Origin of the sequence: Brevundimonas vesicularis, from assembly GCF_032067225.1 — a bacterium.
Classification (GTDB): domain Bacteria; phylum Pseudomonadota; class Alphaproteobacteria; order Caulobacterales; family Caulobacteraceae; genus Brevundimonas; species Brevundimonas vesicularis_F.
Map to the genome: position 1 here is coordinate 1 of NZ_DAMBJX010000109.1, position 2,897 is coordinate 2,897.

The following is a 2,897-nucleotide window of genomic DNA, read 5'->3' on the forward strand; positions in this document are numbered from 1 at the left end:
GACAGGGCGACAAGACCGGGATCCCAGCTGATGTGCGCCGGCGCTCTTATGGCGGCCATGCCCAGATAATGCATGGCGCCGACGCCGGCGACCGCGATCACCGCAGCAAGCACGCGCCACATCCGGCCCTTGCCCATCAACGTCGAGCCGATGGTCAGGCCGATCATGGCCAGCGCGATCCCAAGAGAGGCGACTGTCAGGAACGGATTGTAACGCACCGGCACACCGGCCACGAACCCTTGCATGGCCACGAAATGGGTCGCCCAGATCGACAGGGCGCCGATCATGACGGCTAGCAGGACCGCATGGCGGCGTCGATCGGGGTCGCGCCGACCCATCTTCTGCATGACATGGGTCGACACGCCCAGACCGGCCATGCAGATCAGCGCAGCGAACACCGTAATCCGCCAGTCGTGATCGTGCGCAATGCAATGGATGATGCGGTCCACGAGGCCTCCCCTTGGGTGTATGATAGGCGACAATCCTAAAGAAACCGTGCGGCGAAGCTTATGGGCGCCTCAGGCTGTCGGCACGCCGTCACAGAATCCGTGCAAGGATCGGAATCGTTCTTCAGTTCGAGGTCGCCCGGACCCATGCCTTACGAAGTCTCGCCATCGCCTGTCGCGCCGGTCTCCACCTCGCGGCTGTGGACGGTCGGCGCCAGCATCGGCATCGCCATCGTGACCCTGCTGGTGTTGGCGATTCTGCATCCCGAACTTGCGAACTGGCTGGTCGGCGGGGCAGTGATCGTGGCGGCCTCGGCCTGGCTGTTGAACATGAACGAGGCGGCCAGGGCTGAGCCGGCGGCCAGTCAAGGCGCTGCGACCGAGCCCGCCATCGACATGGTGACAGGCGATCTTCTCGACCGGGTGTTCGAGGCGCTGGATGATCCGGTGCTGGTGGTCAGCGGCGGCGAGCCGGACGACATCGCCGGGCGACGCATCGTGATGGCGAACGCGGCTGCGCGCGAACTTCTGCGCATCCAGCGCCAAGGCGCCTTGCTGGTTCAGGTGATCCGCGAACCGGGCGTGCTGGAGGCGGTTGACGAGGCCCTGTTCGGCGGGACGGCGCGCACAACGGATTATACGACGGGCGGTCAGCGCGACCGACGCTGGCGCGCCTGGACCCGTCCGCTCTCACTCGAAGCGTCAGGGAAGGCCGGGTCGGAGCTGGCCCTGCTGATCCTGCGCGACGAAACGGACTCGCGCCGCATCGAGATGATGCGCGTGGATTTTCTGGCCAACGCCAGTCACGAACTGCGTACGCCCCTGGCCTCGCTCAGCGGTTTCATCGAGACCCTGAAAGGCCATGCCCGCGAGGATGTTGTCGCGCGCGATCGATTCCTCGACATCATGTCGGCCCAGGCGGACCGGATGGGGCGGTTGGTCGCGGATTTGCTGTCGCTGAGCCGGATCGAGCTGAACGAGCATATTCCGCCCTCTGGCCGCGTCGATCTGGACCGCGCCGCCTCTGACGTGGTCGACGCCATCAGCGTTCTGACGCGCGAAAAGGAGATCGCCATCGCCCTGGATCAGGGTGAGGCGAGGGCGTCGATCAGCGGCGATCGGGACGAGATATTGCAGGTGGTGCAGAACCTGCTCGACAACGCCGTCAAATATTCGTCACGTAACGGCACGGTCGAAATCTCGGTCCGTTCGGATCTGTCGTTCGACGAGGCCTGGGCCTCGCGCATGCCTGGCGCGACACGACTGCCGCTGGTCACGCCGGACCGCACGGCGGGCGTCTCCTATGCCGCCGTCACGGTGCGCGATCATGGGCCCGGCATGGCGCGCGAACACCTGCCCCGCCTGACCGAGCGCTTCTATCGGGTCGAGGGTCAAAAGAGCGGCGAGCGGCAGGGGACGGGGCTGGGCCTGGCCATCGTCAAACACATCATCAACCGTCACCAGGGCGGCCTGGTGGTCGAAAGCGCGCCCGGCATGGGCGCCGCCTTCACCGCCTGGTTTCCCCAGCCGGTAGAGCGACGCTGAGGCCGCGACGGACGGTCGCTGTCACCCAACTGTCATCGACCCGTCGTAATCCGCTGACCATTCGCAGGCAGTAGTCGCGCCGCGTTGGTCCCGATGTTCAGGACCGTCGTCGATTCGCGCACGGCGCTTCGGACTTCTGAATGATCTGGATTTATTTGCTGATCCTCGTCGCCTTGAGTGCGGCCGCCTTCTTGGGCGGACGTACGTTGGCGCGTCGTCGTGCGATCGGCGCAAAGCCCCATTCCCGCCCCGGCCAGCACGGCGCCTATGCCCTGATCTGGGGCACCGCGCCGGCTCTGCTGGTCTTGATCCTGGCCTCGGTCTTCGCCGCCCCGCTTCAGCGTCAGTTGACCGCGGTCGGTACGCCTGATGCGGTCGCGGCGCTGGAGCCGTTCCGCCGCGACGCCTTCTTCGCCGACGCCCACCGCGTGGGTCGCGGAGAGGCCGCGCTGCAGATCTGGGAACGCCCGCTGGCCGAACAGCTGCCGGTCGAGGCGCGCCGCATGGTTCGCATCGAACGCACCCTGTCGTGGGGCGGCGGTGTCGCCGCCATCCTGGCCGCCATCCTGGGCGGCCTGTTCGCCCTGACGCAGATCAAGCCTCAGACGCGCGCCCGCAACCGGGTCGAGGGCTGGATCTACGGCGCCCTGTTCGTCTGCTCGGCCATTGCCGTCCTGACGACCCTGGGCATCATCGCCTCCCTGGCCTTCGACAGCTTCCGCTTCTTCCAGAAGGTGCCGGTTCTCGACTTCCTGTTTGGCACCCAATGGAGCCCGCAGATCGCCATCCGCGCCGATCAGGTCGGGTCCTCGGGCGCCTTCGGGGCTGTGCCGCTGTTCGCCGGCACCCTGCTGATCATGGTCATCGCCATGTGCGTCGCTGCGCCGAACGGCCTGCTGTCGGCCA

3 protein-coding genes are annotated in these 2,897 nt (G+C 66.6%); 2 read left to right on the top strand and 1 reads right to left on the bottom strand.

What is annotated here, in order from left to right:
* The coding region (locus RT123_RS15650; RefSeq protein WP_313010165.1) for an MHYT domain-containing protein at positions 1–449 on the bottom strand (449 nt) is incomplete at its 3' end.
* A gap of 144 nt (positions 450–593) precedes the next feature.
* On the opposite strand from RT123_RS15650, the gene RT123_RS15655 reads away from it, so the two are divergent.
* A complete protein-coding gene (locus tag RT123_RS15655; RefSeq protein ID WP_313010167.1) occupies positions 594–1,991 on the top strand; it encodes an ATP-binding protein in 1,398 nt (465 codons plus the stop codon).
* Positions 1,992–2,131: 140 nt separating this feature from the next.
* A partial coding sequence (locus RT123_RS15660) for a phosphate ABC transporter permease family protein (protein WP_313010169.1) occupies positions 2,132–2,897 on the top strand: 766 nt, incomplete at its 3' end.